This is a genomic window from Paenibacillus sp. J2TS4 (assembly GCF_018403245.1).
Lineage (GTDB): Bacteria > Bacillota > Bacilli > Paenibacillales > NBRC-103111 > Paenibacillus_L.
On the sequence record NZ_BOSH01000022.1, the window covers coordinates 15,349 to 34,329 of the forward strand.

The following is an 18,981-nucleotide window of genomic DNA, read 5'->3' on the forward strand; positions in this document are numbered from 1 at the left end:
TATGACAAAACAAGTGAAAATTAGATCCTTGCTGATTGGACTGGTTTTTTCGCTGCTGTTTATCGCTCTGATCGGCAGAGTTTATTGGATTCAAGTTGTAGAAGCATCCTGGCTGCAAAGCGAGGCGGAAGTCCGCTGGAAGGCAAGCGAGGTTCTGCGGGCCAAACGGGGAATGATTATGGACCGCAACGGCAAACCATTAGCCGAGGATAGCGCCGCTTATAACGTGACGGTCAATCCGCAAATTATTAACGAGCGGGGTATCGCGCGGGAAGTAGCCGGAGGCCTTGCAAAGCTGCTGAACGCTTCTGAGAAAGAAGGCAGCCTGACCAAGCTGGAAGAGAAGATATACGGTCTGGTGACTAAGAAAAACAGTAAAGGCACCGCCTACCTCCAAGAGGTTGAAATCCGCAATGAAGGCTATAGAGTGGATGCAGACAAGAAGGAAGAACTGGAAGCCTTCATTGAGGAAATGAAGAAATTGACGGATAAGAACAGTGTCGGCATCTATTTAAGGGAGACACAGAAGCGATATTATCCGAATAACCGCTTAGCCTCGCACATCCTCGGTTATATCGATCTGGAAGGAGAAGCCAAGGGCGGAATCGAGGTTATGTTCAATGAGCAGCTCATGGGGCAGGATGGCGATATTACCCGTAAAAGAGATCGTACCGGAGTAGAGCTCCCCGATGGGAAGGTGTCTTACACACCGCCTTTAAACGGTAAAAATCTGCGACTGACCATTGATCAGAACATCCAGTTCTATACAGAAAGCGCCATGCGCAGCGCGTATGATAAATGGAAGCCGGAGAACATGACGGCGATCGCCGTGGATCCGAAAACGATGGAAATTCTGGCCATGGCCAGTCTTCCCGATTTCAATCCAAACCGATATTGGGAAATTGACAGTCAGAAAGATTTGATCAATCATGCCATCTCCTCCCAGTTTGAACCGGGCTCCACCTTTAAGCTGGTGACGCTGGCCGGGGCTATTGAGGAAGGAATGTTCAACCCGAATGATTGGTTTAAATCAGGTACGCTGTCCGTTCCGGGAAATCCGGTGCATGATCATAACCGTGTAGGATGGGGGACAATTACTTATTTAGAAGGACTGCTGCGGTCCAGTAACGTTCTATTTGCGAAGCTGGGCTATGAAAAGCTGCAGAAAGAGAAGCTTCAGCAATATATTGATGTGTTTGGCTTCGGCGCCAAAACCGGAATCGAGCTGCCTAATGAAGTTTCCGGTGGAATTCAGATGAAGTACCCTTCGGATATTGCGCGCGTTACCTTTGGACAAGGAACGATTACCGCTACCGCCTTGCAGCAGACGGCTGCCTATGCAGCCATCGCCAATCGCGGAATTCTGATGAAGCCTATTCTCGTCAAGGAAATCGTGGATCCGGTGAGCGGTGAGGTCGTTGAATCGTTTGGGCCTCAGGAAATTGGACGGGTAGTGAGCGAAGAGACTGCCCTGAAAACAGGAGAATTATTGGAACAAACGGTTTCCAACAAGGCCATGGGCTCGGGGCGCAACGCTTATATCGAAGGTTATCCGGTGGCCGGAAAGACGGGAACGGCGAACATTGTTCCAGAAGGTCAGCATAAATATTCAACCGATACATGGCTTATTTCTTTTGTTGGATATGCACCGCTGGATGATCCTCAAATTCTAATAACGGTTCTCGTCAATCAACCGAACCTTAAAGGGGACTATCGACTGGGCGGTGAGGTGGCAACGACCGTCTTCAAGGAGATTGCTACCCAAACACTCCATTATTTGAATGTTCCCGCTAATTCGACGGCGACATCCAATGCCGGCGGAGCTTCCTCCCAGATCGTGCCCAATGTAATTGGACGATCAGAGGCGGATGCTAAATCGACGATGGGGCTGGCCGGGCTTCAAGTGGAGGTGCTCGGAAGCGGGGGAACGGTCATTAAACAATTTCCAGAGGCTGGCTCGGAAATATCCCCTTCTCAGAATGTTTACTTGGCGATGAAGGACGTTAAGGGGCTGCCAGTTCCTGATCTCACAGGTAAATCAGCGAGGGAGGCGATGGAAATCTGCACTTTCCTCGAAGCGAGCTGTACCTTCAAAGGACAGGGCTACGTCGTCTCCCAGTCCGCAGGGGACAGCGGCGGCAAATCCGTTAATCTGGAGCTGAAGCCGTTAAATCCTAGGGCTGACGTAGAAGAGGAGAATGAGGAGCAGGAAGAGCAAGAGGAAAATAAAGAAGACGCAGACGCCGCTAAGGATCAGGATAGCTCGGCGGACCGGAATTCCTCCGGGGTTGGCGGAGACGATGAGAAGGACGATAAGAAGTCGGACCAGGAACGCCAGAGCGAATCGGATGAAGATCGGGAAAAGGATAATTCCAAGGAACAAAAGAATGACCCGGATCCCGGAACTAAACCTCCAGCCAAGAAAGACTAATAGTGAATGTTCAAAAAGTCAACTTTTCAGCACCGAGAAGATTGTGCGAAGCTGAAGAAGGAGGAGCGGAGTGTAGGCAGACCTACATGAGCACCGGACTTCGAGGGTGAGTGCAAGGTTCGATGTCGAATTCGCTTCTTGGTATCCTTCGTGATCAAAAGGGGACTTTTTGAACAACCTCTAATATGGTTGGATAATAGAAAGACAAGTTGTTCTAACCCCTGGTTGTCCCGAATAGTCTGGATATGAAAGATCTTGACGGGACAAGGGGGTTATTTCGTCCATGCGAGTTTCCAATGTAACCGTAAGGCGAAGGCTATGGACAGCGATGCTTGCCGGAATATTGATTTTTTCAGCATTAGTGGTACGATTGGCATATGTCCAGCTGTGGAAAGGCTCGGAATTAGCCCAAATGGCCGAGGATTCATGGAGAAGGAACATTCCCTTTGCCGCCAAGCGCGGTGAAATTTGGGACCGTAACGGGGTCAGATTGACCTATAACGTCAGCTCCCCTTCGGTCATGGCTATTCCCGCCCAAGTTAAGGACCCGAAGACGACGGCTTCTAAGCTGGCCGCGGCTTTACAAGGGTCGGAGGAAAAGATTTACCAGCAAATTACGAAGAGGCAGTCTATTCAAAAAATTCAGCCGGCCGGCAGGAAAATTACCGAGGAAAAGGCGCAGGAAATCCGCGCGATGAATCTGCCGGGTATTGTCGTTGCAGAAGATAATAAGCGCTACTACCCGTTTGGTTCGTTGGCAGCCCATATTCTCGGGATTGCCGGAATCGACAACCAGGGCTTGACCGGTCTGGAGGCTCAGTATGACCGGCTTCTTAGCGGGCAGAGCGGCAGCATATCGTATCTATCCGATGCCGCAGGCCGGGAGATGCCCAACACATCGGACGAATTTACTAATCCGCGAGACGGACTTAATCTGCAGTTGACTATTGACAGCTACCTGCAATCCGTTCTGGAGCGGGAGCTGGATCAGGCGATGCTGCAGTTTCAGGCGGACCATATCATCGGCCTGATGATGGATCCGAATAACGGGGAGATATTAGCGATGTCCGGTCGGCCTACCTATGAGCCCGATCAGTTTCGCGAATACCCGTCGGAGGTTTATAATCGCAATCTTCCGATCTGGATGACCTACGAGCCGGGGTCTACCTTTAAGATCATCACCCTTGCTGCAGCTCTGGAGGAAGGGAAGGTCGATCTTCATAACGAGCATTTTTTTGACCCGGGGTTTATTGAGGTCTCGGGCTCTCGGCTGAGATGCTGGAAGCGGGGAGGACATGGCAGCGAAACGTTCCTCGACGTAGTGGAAAATTCCTGCAACCCGGGCTTTGTCGTTATGGGACAGCGGCTGGGGAAGGATTTGCTTTTTGACTACATCAAGCGATTCGGCTTTGGCACGAAGACGGGGATCGATCTGAGCGGTGAAGAAAACGGGATTTTGTTTAAACCATCCCGGGTGGGACCGGTTGAGCTGGCCACGACGTCGTTCGGGCAAGGGGTTTCGGTCACTCCGATCCAACAGGTGGCGGCTGTTTCTGCCGCGATAAACGGAGGGAAGCTTTATAAGCCTCATCTGGCCAGAGCTTGGTACAACCCGGAAACGGGAGAGAAAGTAGAGACCGTGCAGCCTGAACTGGTTAACACGGTCATCTCCGAGAATACGTCCAAGCAGGTCAGAGAAGCTTTGGAAAGCGTGGTGGCCAAAGGGACCGGGCGCAACGCGTTCGTAGAAGGTTACCGAGTGGGCGGCAAGACGGGGACGGCGCAGAAGGTCGTTAACGGCCGTTACTCTCCTAATGAGCATATCGTATCCTTTGTTGGCTTCGCCCCGGCAGACGATCCCAAAGTTGTTGTCTATGTCGCCGTTGATAATCCCCAGGGGATCCAGTTTGGAGGTTTGATCGCCGCGCCGATTGTCAAAAATATTATGGGGGACGCGCTTCGCTACATGCAAGTCGAACCGCGCAAGGACCAGATTGAAAAAGAGTATCGCTACGGAGATCCCCGGATGGTCGAAGTACCCAATATGGTAGGAGCTACCGTACAAGATATTTACGAAGATATTCGCTCCGATTTGACTATTGCCAAATCAGGCAACGGGCAATATGTTATCAGCCAAGCCCCCAAACCGGGGACAAAGGTGGATCTTGGAGCTACGGTCAGAATCTTCTTGTCCGATCAAGATCCCGGAGCCGGAGAAGAAAAGTAATCGTAAAATCCAGGAACGTTTGATATATATGTAATCAGGGCAACATTCGATGGCGGCGCTTTGCTAGATCATGGAGAGGAGAAAGAAAGATGCTTCCAGGGCGAGTTTTGGCTTTGTATTCCTACCATCCGAAGGCCCATCCTAAAAATAAGGAATACAAAACAAGATGTTTGAAGCTTCGGAGGCACTTTCCTTCGGAACGGAATGATCCCTTTCTTTAGTGCCACATATATAGTCATAATCGAGGAGGAAATTCGATGCAGCTTAAAGAACTTGCATCACTCATCGTCACCTCTCGTTTATCGGGGGATGGGGAAGTCACAGTAACCGGTATCCAGACGGATTCGCGCAAGGTCCAGCCCGGGGACTTGTTCATTTGTTTGCCTGGAACGATTCAGGATGGTCATCAGTATGCCGCAGAGGCACTGGCCAAGGGTGCGGCCGGTTTGGTGGCGGAACGGGCATTGGATGTAGAAGCGCCTGTACTGACGGTCAATGATTCGCGGGCTGCCATGGCCATCCTTGCGGATCACTTCTATAATTATCCTAGTCACGAAATGAAGTTGATAGGCATTACTGGAACGAACGGGAAAACAACGACGACCTTTATCATCGATAAAATTTTGACCGATTACGGCAAGAAGACGGGCCTGCTAGGTACGATCGGGATCAAAATCGGCCAAGAAATTGTCCCCACGCAAAATACGACGCCGGACGCTGCTTTATTGCAGGCCAGCTTTAGACGGATGCGCGAGGTTAATACAGATTACTGTGTTATGGAAGTGTCGAGCCATGCGCTGGATATGGGCAGAGTGAAAGGCTGCCGGTTCCGCACGGCTCTGTTTACCAATCTGACGCAGGATCATCTGGACTATCATCGGACGATGGACCGCTATTTGGCGGCCAAAGGTTTGTTCTTCTCCAGGCTGGGCAATCATTATTCTCCGCTCGAATCCGAAAGGCAGTACGCCATTCTCAATGCGGATGACCCGGCGTCAGCCCAACTGGCGCATATGACATCCGCGCAGATTGTCACTTATGGCATCGAAGAGGAGGCCGACGTTCGCGCGAGCGATATTCGGATAACTTCCGCCGGAACCTCCTTTAATCTATCCACCTTCTGCGGAGAAGCCTCCATTCAATTGAAGCTGATAGGCAAATTCAATGTCTATAACGCTCTGGGGGCGATTGCCGCAACTTTGGTGGAAGGGGTACCGCTGAACCAATTGAAGAATAGCTTAGAAGAGATGGAAATTGTTCAGGGCAGAATGGAATCGATCCATGAAGGGCAGGACTTCCTTGTTCTGGTGGATTTCGCCCACACGCCCGACGGCTTGGAGAATGCGCTGACTACGATAAGTGAATTCGTGGAGGGGCGGATCATTACCGTCTTCGGATGCGGCGGGGATCGGGATCGCGCCAAGCGCCCGGTAATGGGGGGCATTGCCGCCCGATACAGCGATTATGTGATCGCTACGTCGGACAATCCGCGTTCGGAGGAACCGGAGCGCATTCTGGATGACATTGAGCCGGGGATGCTGGATGCCGGATTCACCTCTTCCGAATATAGTAAAATAGCGGACCGCCGGGAGGCTATTCACATGGCGATAGCCATGGCCCAGCCCAATGATGTCGTTCTTATAGCCGGTAAAGGGCATGAAACCTATCAAATCATCAACGGGACCACCCTGCATTTTGATGACCGGGAGGTCGCTCGTGAAGCAATAAGGGGATTACACCGTGATTAATCGTTCATTCTTACAAATAAATCAAATGGCTGAAGGAATAGCGGTTACCGGAGGTTCGGATTCATTGCGAATCCAAGGGGTCTCGACGGACAGTCGTTCCATACAGCCAGGTAACTTATTTGTTCCGATCGTAGGAGAGAAATATAACGGTCACCTCTATGTGGAGGAAGCATTCAGCAGAGGCGCGGCCGCCGCATTATGGCAGCAGGATCAAGGGGAGCCCCCGGCCGGCCGGCCGGTCATTCAAGTCGACGATACGATAGCGGCGCTTCAGCGTCTGGCCCAAGCTTATCGCCGCGAACTGCCTGTTCGCATTGTCGGCATTACAGGCAGCAACGGGAAGACGACGACGAAGGATCTGACCGCTGCTATTCTGTCCACAACATATCGTGTGCACAAAACGAAAGGGAATTTGAACAATCATATCGGAATGCCGATCACTTTGCTGCAAATTGCTGAGGACACCGAAATGGCGGTGCTGGAAATGGGAATGAGCGGACGGGGAGAGATTGAGCTCTTGTCCAGACTGGCTTCCCCGGAAGCCGTTATCATTACCAATATCGGAGATGCGCATCTGCTGCAGCTTGGAACAAGGGAAGAAATCGCCAGAGCAAAAACTGAAATTTTGAGTGGACTCAGAGCGGACGGTTTCTTTGTCTATAACGGGGATGAGCCGTTGATCGAGCGTATTTATCCGGAAGTTCCTCACCCGGCTTCGATGCTCCGGTATAGGTTTGGAATGTCCGAGAGCAATGATATTTATCCTACCGCCATACTGCAGGATACCGATGGAATGCACTTTCATATCAATTGGCCGGAATCCCCGGGCTACTATATTCCATTGCTTGGCGAACATAACGTCATTAACTCGCTGGCGGCGATTGCAGTATCCAAATATATGGGAGTTCAGGACAAAGACATCATCGAGGGCTTGAAGAAGCTGGAAATGTCGGGGATGCGAATCGAAACTGTGCGTCTCGCTTCGGGAGCATTGCTGTTGAATGACGCCTACAATGCCAATCCTGCTGCCATGAAAGCGGCCATTCGGCTTCTGCATTCCTTAAAAGGCCACCGACGCAAAATTATCGTGCTTGGGGATATGCTGGAGCTGGGGCCGGAAGAGGAAGAATACCACAGAGAGGTAGGCCGCCTGCTGGACCCCGAGGAGATCGATGAACTGTTCGCCTTCGGTCCTCTGTCCTATTATATTGCCGATGAAGCGGAACGGACGCTGGGCACCAGTCGGGTCAGATGGTTTAATGATCGGCAGCGGCTCAGCGAAGAGCTCGCCGCGTTCATCCGGCCGGGAGATGCTGTCCTGTTCAAGGCATCGAGAGGAATGAAGCTGGAGGAAATCATTCAAGCCGTCCAAAAAAACAACCGGCAAACCTAGCATTGTCCTAATTGATACAAACGAATATAATCGAAACGCAAACCTATTTTTCACTAGAATATATCCGTCTTATAGTTGAACAGAACAACGGTGGTCCTTTAGGACGCAAAACTGTTAATTATCGGGGATTGGATTCAGGAGGGTTTATCGTGATTGATTTCAAAGAAATAATGTTTCCACTAGGCGCCGCCTTCTTGCTGGCTTTATTGGCTGGCCCGCTGCTGATTCCACTGCTGCGGGCATTGAAATTCGGCCAACAAATCCGTAAAGAAGGTCCACAGGCTCATCAGAAAAAAGCGGGAACTCCCACTATGGGAGGAACGATCATTCTGCTTTCTCTTACTCTGGCCGCGCTTCGTTTTGCCGATAAAACCCCTGAACTTGTTATCCTGCTGGTTGCCACTCTGGGCTTTGGCCTGGTCGGTTTTTTGGATGATTATATTAAAATCGTCTTCAAACGATCACTAGGGTTAACTGCGAGGCAAAAGCTCGCTGGTCAGTTGATCGTGTCAGGAATCGTTTGCTTTTTGCTCTATCGGCTCGATCATCCGACGGACGTGCAAATTCCGTTTTTCGATGCGGCGATTCCGCTGGGGTGGTTTTATTATATTTTCGTCATCCTCTTGATGATGGGCATGTCCAATGCCGTCAACTTTACCGATGGGTTGGATGGCTTGCTCTCCGGTACCAGCGCGATCGCTTTTGGCGCATTTGTCATTATCGCCATGAAGCTGCATAGCCCGGATACGGCCATCTTCAGCGCAGCGATGGTCGGAGCGGTGCTCGGTTTTCTGGTCTACAATGCACATCCGGCGAAGGTGTTCATGGGCGATACCGGATCTCTCGGCATTGGCGGGGGATTAGTGGCCGCGGCCGTCCTGACACATTCCGAGTTGTTGCTGATCATCATCGGGGGCGTGTTTGTCGTCGAGATTTTGTCGGTCATCATTCAAGTCATTTCTTTCAAAACGACGGGGAAACGGGTATTCAAAATGAGCCCGATTCATCATCATTTCGAATTGGTCGGCTGGTCTGAATGGAGAGTCGTTACGACGTTCTGGACGGCCGGATTTTTGCTTGCTGTTATCGGACTTTATTTAAACGAGGTGTTCTAGCACATGAAGCATCCCAGAGAATATGCAGACGAAGAAGTGATCGTGCTCGGAATGGCCAGAAGCGGCGTGGCCGCAGCCATACGATTTCACGAGCTTGGAGCGAAGGTGACGGTCAATGACCGTAAAGAGCGAGAGCTATGCCCGGAGGCCGACGAATTGGAGGCGCTGGGTATTTCTGTTGTTTGCGGCGGCCATCCGTCAGGCTTGATTCATGAAGGCGTGGCGCTGCTTGTCAAAAATCCGGGCATCCCTTATCAGGCGGAGCCGATTGTCCGTGCCCGGGAGCTCGGGATTGAGGTCGTGACCGAGGTGGAGGTTGCGTATTGGCTGTCCGATGCTCCGATTATTGGAATAACCGGCTCTAACGGAAAGACCACCACCACGACTTGGGTGGGCCAAATGCTGGACAAGGCCGGAATGCAGCCGATTGTGGCCGGGAACATTGGCCGAGCTCTGTGCGATGCTGCTCACAGCGCGACCAGCGACCATTGGCTCGTCGCGGAATTAAGCAGCTTCCAATTAAAGGGAATCGACAAATTTCGCCCGCGGATCGCTTGTTTGCTTAATGTTTATGAAACGCACCTGGATTATCATGGGACGATGTCGGATTATACCGCCTCTAAAGCGAAGTTATTTACGAATCAATGTGAAGAGGATATTGCGGTTTTGAATTGGGACGACACGGAATGCCGTCTTCTTTCGACCAAGGTCAAGGCGCGAGTGCTCCCCTTCTCAATGAAGGAAGAGCTGAGTGAAGGCGTCTATTTGCGCAGGCATGCCGAAACCGGTCGGTTGGAGAGGGATGTCGTCTATCGGGATCAGGACGGAACCGTTCATCTGATCGTCCGTTCTGCAGATATAGGCATACCTGAAGAGTACAACGTCGAGAACGCTTTGGCGGCAACAGCTATAGCGATCGCGGCAGGGGCGCCTATCTCTGACATTGCGGAATCCCTTCGTCAATTCAAGGGAGTGGAGCACCGTCTCGAGTTTGTTGCGACCCGCAACGAAATTACTTATTACAACAACTCCAAGGCGACGAATCCGGCAGCGACCATTAAGGCGTTGGATGCTTTTCAACAGCCCGTCGTGCTGATTGCCGGAGGGCAGGACCGGCAAGGAACGGATAAGGAGATGGACTACCGCGAGCTGGAGCCTTATTTAAGGGAGAAGGTCAAGGCGGTCGTATTGCTGGGAGAGACACGCGACAAGCTGGCTAAAGTTGCAGAATCGGCAGGGTTGACCCGCATCCAATTGGTCGATAATGGGAATAGCGCCGCGGAAACATTGGACCAAGCCGTTCGCTATGCGCAGCAACTGGCGGAGCCGGGGGAGATTGTTCTCCTGTCACCGGCTTGTGCCAGCTGGGACATGTTCGAATCATTCGAGCAGCGGGGACGAATGTTTAAAGAGTCCGTGCATAACCTTTAACAAGGGATAACCAAGCCTTGGCTGTCCCCACGTTGATGGTGAGAGGTGTGAGGACATGGGAAAAGCACGGTCCGCCCCGGATGCGCTGATGATGCTGGCGACTTTGCTGCTGCTGGCCATCGGAGTGGTCATGGTATATAGTGCGAGCTCCGTACTATCATTTCATGATTTCGGCGATTCGTATTACTATGTCAAGAGACAGCTTCTTTTTGCTGTCCTTGGTGTTCTGGCTATGCTAACGATGATGAACATCGATTACTGGGTGTGGAAAAAATACGCTAAAATCGGTTTGCTCATCTGTTTTGTCTTATTACTAATCGTACTGATTCCGGGGATTGGAGTAGTTCGCGGCGGCGCCAGAAGCTGGCTCGGGATAGGCTCGTTTGGGATTCAGCCCTCCGAATTTATGAAGATCGGCATGATTATTTTTATGGCCAAGCTGCTGGCGGAGGAGCAGAATAAAATTACTCAGTTTACCAAAGGGTTGCTGCCTCCGCTGCTCATTATGGGTACGGCGTTCGGACTGATTATGCTGCAGCCCGATTTAGGTACGGGAGCAGTTCTGATTGGGGCGTCCTTGCTGGTCATCTATACAGCGGGAGCCCGCCTCCTGCATTTGTCCTTGCTGGCTCTGATCGGCTTGGTCGGGTTTATCGGCCTCATTCTGGCTGCCCCCTATCGGTTGCAGAGAATCACCGCATTCCTGGACCCTTGGCAGGATCCGCTGGGAGCCGGTTATCAGTCGATCCAATCGATGTACGCCATCGGCCCGGGAAGGCTGAGCGGTCTCGGTTATGGAAACAGCCTGCAAAAGTACAACTATTTGCCGGAGCCGCAAACCGACTTTATTTTTTCGATCATCGGGGAGGAGTTAGGCTTTATCGGCGGCGCAACTATCCTCATTCTATTCGCCATCCTGGTGTGGCGCGGACTGAGAACCGCGATTGCCGCGCCGGATACGTTCGGCAGCCTGCTCGCCGTAGGAGTGGCCGGAATGATAGCTGTCCAGGTTATTATCAATATCGGTGTCGTGATCGGAATGATGCCGGTTACGGGAATCACACTTCCTTTAATCAGCTACGGCGGCTCCTCTTTAACCTTGATGCTCACTTCCATTGGAATCTTGCTGAATATATCCCGTTATTCCCGATAGTTTACCAACCTGCAAAGTGTGGGAAAAAAGAGTGGAGTGACAGTTTGGGGAAGGTTGGAGAACAGCTTAAGTATCTGTCCTTCCGTTCTTTTTTTCACCACTTCTTCTCAAAAGCGAGCTCAATATTTACGTTATTTAGGACAAGCGTATGGGGAATTCAACCACTAACCTGATGTAAGTTTAGATAAGAGGCACTTTCCTTCGGAACGGAATGGACGCTTATCTTCATTGCCGCATCTATAGTCTGCGATTAAAAATATTTGGTCAAAATACGGTTCGTCAACGGGAGAAGCAATGGTTGGGCTGTTGTCACACTCTTTGTAAATTTACATAGTATACACTATAACCGTGACAAACGCCCGGACCAGTCGGCGGCGAGAGCGGCCCACATCGTATCCGCCGTCTGGTTATTGCCCGTGATGTTGTGAAGGAGGTTTATCCTAGTGCTACAGGTCATATCTGAATTACAGGCTGCCGGAGTCAACGATATTAAACGCGAGGAACCTATGGCACCTCATACCTACTGGAAGATCGGCGGTCCTGCCGACGTGTTCGTCGTTCCGCAAACCAAGCAGCAATTGCTCGAAACGATCCGAATCGTGCGTGAACACAATTTGCCATGGTTCGTGCTAGGCAAAGGCTCCAACTTGCTGGTTACCGATAAAGGCATACGCGGGGTCGTTATCAAATTGGGAGAAGCGTTAAACTATGCCCGCTTTGAAGATAACCTCATTTATGCGGGAGCGGCCTTCTCCCTCATCAAGCTGTCTGTCATGGCGGGAAGGCAAGGGTTGGCCGGACTCGAATTTGCGGGAGGAATACCGGGTAGCATTGGAGGAGCCGTCTACATGAATGCAGGGGCTCACGGGTCGGAAATGTCACGCATTCTCAAGCAAGCTGAAGTGCTGTTCGATAACGGGGAATTGGTTACTATGCAGAAGGAAGAGTTTCAGTACGCCTACCGAACCTCTATTCTACACACAAAACGAGGAATCGTCACCGAAGCGGTTCTCGAGCTTCAAGCGGGGGATCGCGCTGAACTGGCAACCACCCAAGCCGCACATAAAGAACGGCGGCTCCGGACACAACCGCTGCAATTAGCCGTTGCCGGGAGTGTCTTCCGCAATCCCGAGAACCGCTTCGCGGCCAAATTGATCGAGGAGGCCGGCCTCAAAGGGATGCGCGTGGGGGGAGCTGAAATATCAACTCTACATGCCAATTTTATCGTTAATACGGGGCAGGCAACAGCTGAAGACGTGCTCACCCTCATTGAAAAGATTAAAGCCATAGTTGGGGAAAAATACAAAGTGGAGCTGGTTCCTGAAGTTATGGTGGTGGGTGAACGGTAATTCGGAGGTGAAACATTGGAAAAGTTGGTGATCGAAGGCGGGAAACCTCTCTCGGGAACCATACGAATTCACGGCGCGAAAAACGCAGCATTGCCCGTTCTTGCCGCAAGCATCATGGCAGAAGGAACACATACCATTGAGAACGTACCTGATCTGTTGGATATCCATGTTATGCTGGACATTTTACGCGCCCTGGGTTGTAGGGCGGAGCTTAAGGGCGACAGAGTGACCGTAGATACGTCGCCCGTTCATTCTTCTCATATCCCGGAAGAATTGATGAGTCAAATGAGATCGTCTGTTTTTCTTATGGGGCCCTTGCTGGCAAGGTTCGGCAAGGTTCAGATTTATCAGCCGGGGGGCTGTGCCATCGGCGAACGGAAAATCAATCTCCATCTTCAGGGACTGCAAGCTCTGGGAGCGGTCGTGGAGGAGTCGGGCCATACGATCGTTTGCTGGGCCAAACGATTAAAAGGGGCGGACATTGTGCTCGATTTGCCCAGTGTTGGAGCTACGGAGAATATTATGATGGCAGCCTCTATGGCAGAAGGAATTACGACGATTTACAATGCGGCCAGGGAGCCGGAAATTGTCGATTTGCAGAATTATTTGATTCGCATGGGGGCCAAAATGATTGGTGCCGGAACCGATACGATCACTATCGAAGGGGTGCCGGAGCTCAAGGCCGCATCTTACCGTGTCATTCCGGATCGAATCGTGACGGGAACGATCATGATGGCGACGGCCGCAACCAAAGGGAATGTTACGATGGAAAACGTTAACCCCGCTCACTTGACATCGGTCATTCATGCACTTAAGCGGGCAGGTATCCAAGTGACATCGGACGATGATATAATAAACGTAACTTGCCATACTAGGCCAAAGGCAGTCGAACGCGTGGTGACGGCACCCCATCCAGGGTTTCCCACCGACCTGCAACCCCAGATGATGGTGCTGCTCTCCTTGGCCGAAGGCATCAGTATAATTAAAGAAACTATATTCGATGGAAGGTTCAAGCATGTCGATGAATTGTCTCGAATGGGAGCCGATATTAGCACGGATTTGAATTCCGCCTTTATTCGCGGCGTTCCCCGGCTGTATGGAGCCACTGTCGAATCGACCGACCTGAGAGCGGGGGCCGCCCTTGTTATAGCGGGGTTGGCAGCTCATGGCACGACGGTGGTCGAGCAGGTGCATCATATTGATAGAGGGTATGATAGAATAGAGCTGATGCTGGGTCAGTTAGGGGCCCGAATAAGCCGATATTCCGCCGTTCCTCGCAAGTCGATTTTGTCTTGACAAATAAAGGCTGTTCCGAGTCCCTTCCTGCAGAGGAAGGGATTAGGGACGTTTAGTAGCCGGAGAACCAGGAAGGTGTTAGTTTGTCAATGCAGGTTAAAGTTCCAGCAATCAAGCCCGAGAGACCTAGTAAAAAAGGAAGCCGCAAGGTCATTCTGCTGCTGGTTGTTTTTTTTCTGACGGTGCTTGCCATCCTTTTTTTTCAATCTTCTATCAGTAAAATAACAGTTATCGAGATTACCGGAAACGAAATGGTAGATTCCGAACAAATTGGACAAGCCTCGAATATCCGGGTCGGTGACAGCTTCTTCCTGATAGATGCTCGTAAATCAGCGGACAGCATAGGGGAATTGAGAATGATTGAATCGGTTCAGATTACAAAGCGCTTTCCCGGTCAGGTTACGATTACCGTGCAGGAGCATAAACGGGTTGCCTTTCAAATAAATGCGGCTGGAGAGAGGGAAGTGCTGCTGGCAGATGGCAGTTCTCACCCTGCTAAAGATGAATCCATTCCGCTCGATAAGCCCATCATGACCGGCTGGATGGATGACAATCCGATGAAAGCCAAGCTGTGCTCCATATTGGCGGATATTGCGGATCCCATGCTCGCCGATATTTCGGAAATCGTTCCGGACCCATCCGCTGCCTATGAGGATAAAATAAGGATCTATACCAAGTCTCAATATGAAGTCTCTACCCGGATAGAATTTTTGCAGGAAAAGCTTCAATATCTGGACGTTATGATCGCCGAATGGAAGGAGCAGAACATCCATTCCGGAGAGCTGATTCTGATGGAGCAGGATCGGGGGATTCCTTTCGAAATCGATAGTAAAAAGGATATTTCCAAAGATTCCGGCAAACAGGGAGAAGCGAAAAAAAGATAAAAATAGACTACTCTTTACTATTCAATAATGATAAAATTGTTATTATGGTATTTCTGTGACAATAGGAATTATTTACTATATAAAAAAACGCTAAAAAAAGAGGGAATATAAGAACCATGTTGAATATGTACAGAGATCGAAATAGACTGCAATACGGACAAGCAACAGGAGGTGCCTAGGATTGAGCAACAATGACGTCATAGTCAGTTTGGACATTGGTACTTCCAAGGTTCGAGTCATCATCGGGGAAGTAGCGAATGGCTCGATCAACATCATTGGAGTAGGCTCCTCGGAATCCGAAGGCATTCGCAAGGGAGCTATCGTTGATATTGATCAAACGGTACAATCGATACGCAATGCCGTTGACCATGCGGAGCGCATGGTTGGCATCCAAATATCTGAGGTATATGTCGGTATTTCCGGCAATCATATCGGTTTACAAACGAGCCATGGTGTCGTAGCCGTAAGCAATGAAGACCGGGAGATCGGCGAGGAAGACATCGAGCGTGTGCTCCAGGCAGCCAGAGTGATCGCACTGCCTCCTGAAAGGGAGATTGTCGGAGTAGTTCCGCAGCAGTATTTGGTCGACGGGCTGGAGGGCATTCAGGACCCCCGGGGAATGATCGGTGTACGCCTGGAAGTGGAAGCAACCATCATAACCGGTGCCAAAACCGCTATACATAATCTGCGGCGTGTCGTGGAGAAAGCTGGACTTCAGGTCGCCGATTTGGTATTAATGTCCTTGGGAGCAGGAACGATGACGCTCTCCAAGGATGAGAAGATGATAGGGACGGTGCTGGCTGATATTGGAGCAGGAGCAACCACTATTTCCGTTTTTGAGAACGGTACGCTGGCTGTCACTTCCACGCTTCCTATCGGTGGGGAATTCATATCGAATGATATTTCCATCGGACTCCACACTCAACTGGAGAATGCGGAGAAGATCAAACTCAAGTTCTCCTGTGCCTCGGTCGCCGATTCGGCTTCCGATCAGGTATTCAAGGTGCCGAGAATCGGCAGCAATGTGGAGAAGGAATTTTCGCAAGTCGATCTTGCCAATATTATTGAGCCAAGAGTCCGGGAAATGATCCAGTTGATTCGCGCCGAAGCGGCTCGCATGGGTTACAGCGATCCTCTCGGCGGATTTGTGCTCACCGGCGGAACGATGTCGATGCCGGGAATGTTGTCGGTAGCCCAGGAGGAGTTGGCCACATCGGTAAGAATTGCCGCACCCGATTATATTGGCGTGCGCGATCCATCCTACACTAGCGGCGTCGGCATTATTATATTCCTCACTAAATCGTTTCGTACCCGAAGTGCGGCAGCTCCTAAGAAAACAGTTGCCAAGAAAGCCCAGTCCAAACAATCGGGTTGGTTTGAAAGATTTAAAAACTGGTTAAGTGAACTAATCTAGAGGTTCACCATAACAAATTTGTTTATTTAACGCCTTTAATGAACTACCTCTGGAAGATCACAGCAACTTAAGTCATGCTCTATCCGAGTGATCAACAGTATGGGTGAGGAGGATAATAATCGCTATGTTTGAATTTGATTTGGAATTGGATCAAATGGCCACTATTAAAGTAATCGGAGTTGGCGGCGGAGGAAGCAATGCTGTCAATCGAATGATAGAAAACGGAATTCAAGGAGTTGAATTTATAACCGTTAATACGGATGCGCAGGCGCTAAATCTGGCTAAATCCGAATCTAAGCTTAAGATTGGGGAAAAATTGACCCGAGGCTTGGGAGCGGGAGCGAATCCGGAAGTAGGAAAGAAAGCGGCGGAAGAGTCGCGTGAAGCGATTACCCAAGTATTAAAAGGCGCCGATCTCGTATTCGTCACCGCAGGAATGGGTGGGGGAACGGGAACCGGGGCGGCTCCGGTCATTGCCGAGATCGCCAAGGAATGCGGTGCGCTGACGGTAGGCGTAGTGACTCGCCCGTTTACGTTCGAAGGACGCAAACGCCAGGCTCAGGCCGAGCTTGGAATTACAGCATTGAAGGAAAAAGTAGACACACTGATCGTTATTCCTAACGATCGATTGCTTGAAATGGTAGACAAGAAGACTCCGATGATCGAGGCATTCCGTGAAGCGGACAATGTTCTCCGTCAAGGGGTACAAGGGATTTCAGACTTGATTATGGTACCAGGCCTAATCAATCTGGATTTTGCCGACGTTAAGACGATCATGACCGAGAGAGGCTCCGCCTTAATGGGAATCGGCATGGGGACAGGCGAGAACCGGGCTGCGGAAGCCGCTAAGAAAGCGATTATGAGTCCGTTGCTCGAAACGTCGATTGAGGGTGCCCGCGGAGTAATCATGAACATTACAGGCGGCTCCAATCTTAGCTTGTATGAAGTCAACGAAGCTGCCGAGATTGTGTTTGCTGCTTCCGATCCCGAAGTGAACGTTATCTTTGGAGCCATTATTGATGAGAATTATAAAGAAGAAATTAAAGTAACCGTTATTGCGACGGGCTTCGAAACGAAGCCGCCTAGTTCTCAGCGTAAACAACCGGGACAACTGGGACAATCGGAGCCTGCGGCGGAACCGAGGACGCCGAATATTCGTCCTTTTGGCAGTCAGCCTAGCAGCGACCATCTCGATATCCCGACTTTTTTGCGCAACCGCGGCAAGAACAATATGGATTAATAACCTTGATATAAAGCCTCTATGGTTTCTTCGGAAACTGTAGAGGCTTTATTTGCATGTAACCATTTTGTCTTTTGTGCGATGATTTTTTATTTGGCTTGGGTTATTTCCCCGCATTTTTCGCATATACTTTTCTAACTTCGACAAAAAAACAGTCGATTGAGCATCACAGTTAGACAGACTTTGGAAAAGGAAAGCTTTATACTGAGGTCATCCGTCGCAACAAGGTAGGAGGATAGGAGAGTGGTAGTTTATCTGGATCTTATTTTCCTATTCAATTTTATTATTGACGGGGCTCTGCTCCTGACGACAGCTTGGACACGAAAGCTGGAAATCCGGTGGCTTCGGGTGGCCGCATCGGCCGCCATCGGAGCTTCTTATACCGTCTTTATGCTGATCCCCGAACTTTCCGTGCTTTATACGTTTGTGGCCAAGCTTTTTTTTTCCGTATCGATGATGGTTACCGCTTTCCCCTACCGCGGTCTAATCCCGCTCGTTCGGAACCTGGGGACGTTCTACGTCGTCAATTTCGTCGCAGCCGGAGGAATCTATGGGTTGCATTATTTCTTCCTCTCTTCATTGGACGTCATGAACGGGATTATGCTGACTCAGTCGGGCGGTATCATGTTCCCTTTTCAAATCCGTTTATGGCTGGTCGGTCTGAGTGCGGCCTTCATTCTCTTCTTCTATTTGCGGATTTTCCGCAGCGCCAAGAAGAATGAGGAGCTGACTTCATTCCTTGCGGAGGTTATCATCACAATCGACGATTTTACGATTACCTGCAAAGGGCTGATCGATACGGGAAACCGGTTGTACGAACCGCTGACCAAAACCCCGGTTATGGTAGTGGAAGCCTCCTTATGGGGAGACCGTCTGCCGGAGAGCTGGATTCGGCAGATTCGCAGCTTCGAGGTTGATCAAATCGTGTCAACGATGCGAGAGGATGAATTTGAGTGGCAGGATCGTCTAAGGTTGGTTCCTTACCGTGGAATAAACAATGCGACGCAATTTATGCTGGCCATTAAACCGGATGAGGTGTCGGTCGGCTATCACGATACAAATTTGGCCACAAGAAAAGTACTGATTGGCTTGGACGCGGGCAAGCTTAGCGCAGACGGATCATATGAGGCAATAATCCATCCCGATCTTATCGCAGCCGAGGAAGAGGGCAGGCGAACCGGGGAACAGGAGCGGGCAAGCCGGGAATATGGCAGCCCAACCGTGAATAGGACGAATGGGAACTTGGCGACGCAAGCGGATACTAAGAAGCCGTTAAATCTGCCGATGGATTAAGGAAGCG

At 50.5% G+C, this 18,981-nt stretch carries 13 protein-coding genes; all 13 read left to right on the forward strand.

All coding sequences use genetic code 11. The features are described 5' to 3' along the window. Window position 1 precedes the first annotated feature (1 nt). The 13 genes from KJS69_RS27630 (at window position 2) to spoIIGA (ending at window position 18,974) form a co-directional block, all read left to right on the forward strand. Entirely contained in the window at window positions 2-2,431 is a 2,430-nt protein-coding gene (locus KJS69_RS27630) for a penicillin-binding transpeptidase domain-containing protein (RefSeq protein WP_213587209.1), read from the forward strand. A gap of 283 nt (window positions 2,432-2,714) precedes the next feature. Then, the gene (locus KJS69_RS27635; protein ID WP_213587211.1) at window positions 2,715-4,658 is read left to right on the forward strand and encodes a stage V sporulation protein D; all 1,944 of its coding nucleotides are present in this window, start codon (window positions 2,715-2,717) and stop codon (window positions 4,656-4,658) included. A 257-nt stretch (window positions 4,659-4,915) separates the two neighbouring features. Further along, window positions 4,916-6,406, forward strand: coding sequence for a UDP-N-acetylmuramoyl-L-alanyl-D-glutamate--2,6-diaminopimelate ligase (locus KJS69_RS27640; protein ID WP_213587213.1), 1,491 nt, complete (start codon window positions 4,916-4,918; stop codon window positions 6,404-6,406). After that, window positions 6,399-7,799: a UDP-N-acetylmuramoyl-tripeptide--D-alanyl-D-alanine ligase gene (locus tag KJS69_RS27645; RefSeq protein ID WP_213587215.1), complete on the forward strand. Its 1,401-nt coding sequence runs from the start codon at window positions 6,399-6,401 to the stop codon at window positions 7,797-7,799. The genes KJS69_RS27640 and KJS69_RS27645 overlap by 8 nt, the downstream gene beginning before the upstream one ends. A gap of 152 nt (window positions 7,800-7,951) precedes the next feature. Then, complete coding sequence (mraY, locus tag KJS69_RS27650; RefSeq protein WP_213587281.1) at window positions 7,952-8,914, forward strand: phospho-N-acetylmuramoyl-pentapeptide-transferase; 963 nt, start codon at window positions 7,952-7,954, stop codon at window positions 8,912-8,914. A 3-nt stretch (window positions 8,915-8,917) separates the two neighbouring features. Then, complete coding sequence (murD, locus tag KJS69_RS27655) at window positions 8,918-10,345, forward strand: UDP-N-acetylmuramoyl-L-alanine--D-glutamate ligase (protein WP_213587216.1); 1,428 nt, start codon at window positions 8,918-8,920, stop codon at window positions 10,343-10,345. A gap of 55 nt (window positions 10,346-10,400) precedes the next feature. Beyond that, window positions 10,401-11,498, forward strand: coding sequence for a stage V sporulation protein E (gene spoVE / locus KJS69_RS27660; protein ID WP_213587218.1), 1,098 nt, complete (start codon window positions 10,401-10,403; stop codon window positions 11,496-11,498). Between the two features lie 443 nt (window positions 11,499-11,941). Next, window positions 11,942-12,847: a UDP-N-acetylmuramate dehydrogenase gene (murB, locus tag KJS69_RS27665; protein WP_213587220.1), complete on the forward strand. Its 906-nt coding sequence runs from the start codon at window positions 11,942-11,944 to the stop codon at window positions 12,845-12,847. Between the two features lie 15 nt (window positions 12,848-12,862). Beyond that, window positions 12,863-14,143, forward strand: coding sequence for a UDP-N-acetylglucosamine 1-carboxyvinyltransferase (gene murA, locus KJS69_RS27670; protein ID WP_213587222.1), 1,281 nt, complete (start codon window positions 12,863-12,865; stop codon window positions 14,141-14,143). 89 nt (window positions 14,144-14,232) lie between these two features. Next, window positions 14,233-15,027 carry a cell division protein FtsQ/DivIB gene (locus tag KJS69_RS27675; protein WP_213587224.1) on the forward strand — a complete coding sequence of 265 codons (795 nt, stop codon included), beginning with the start codon at window positions 14,233-14,235 and terminating at the stop codon, window positions 15,025-15,027. Window positions 15,028-15,208: 181 nt separating this feature from the next. Beyond that, entirely contained in the window at window positions 15,209-16,441 is a 1,233-nt protein-coding gene (gene ftsA, locus KJS69_RS27680) for a cell division protein FtsA (RefSeq protein ID WP_213587226.1), read from the forward strand. 124 nt (window positions 16,442-16,565) lie between these two features. Then, window positions 16,566-17,681 (forward strand): cell division protein FtsZ, encoded by a 1,116-nt coding sequence (gene ftsZ, locus KJS69_RS27685; RefSeq protein ID WP_213587228.1) that lies wholly within the window; start codon window positions 16,566-16,568, stop codon window positions 17,679-17,681. A 243-nt stretch (window positions 17,682-17,924) separates the two neighbouring features. After that, window positions 17,925-18,974, forward strand: coding sequence for a sigma-E processing peptidase SpoIIGA (gene spoIIGA, locus KJS69_RS27690; RefSeq protein ID WP_213587230.1), 1,050 nt, complete (start codon window positions 17,925-17,927; stop codon window positions 18,972-18,974). Window positions 18,975-18,981 lie beyond the last annotated feature (7 nt).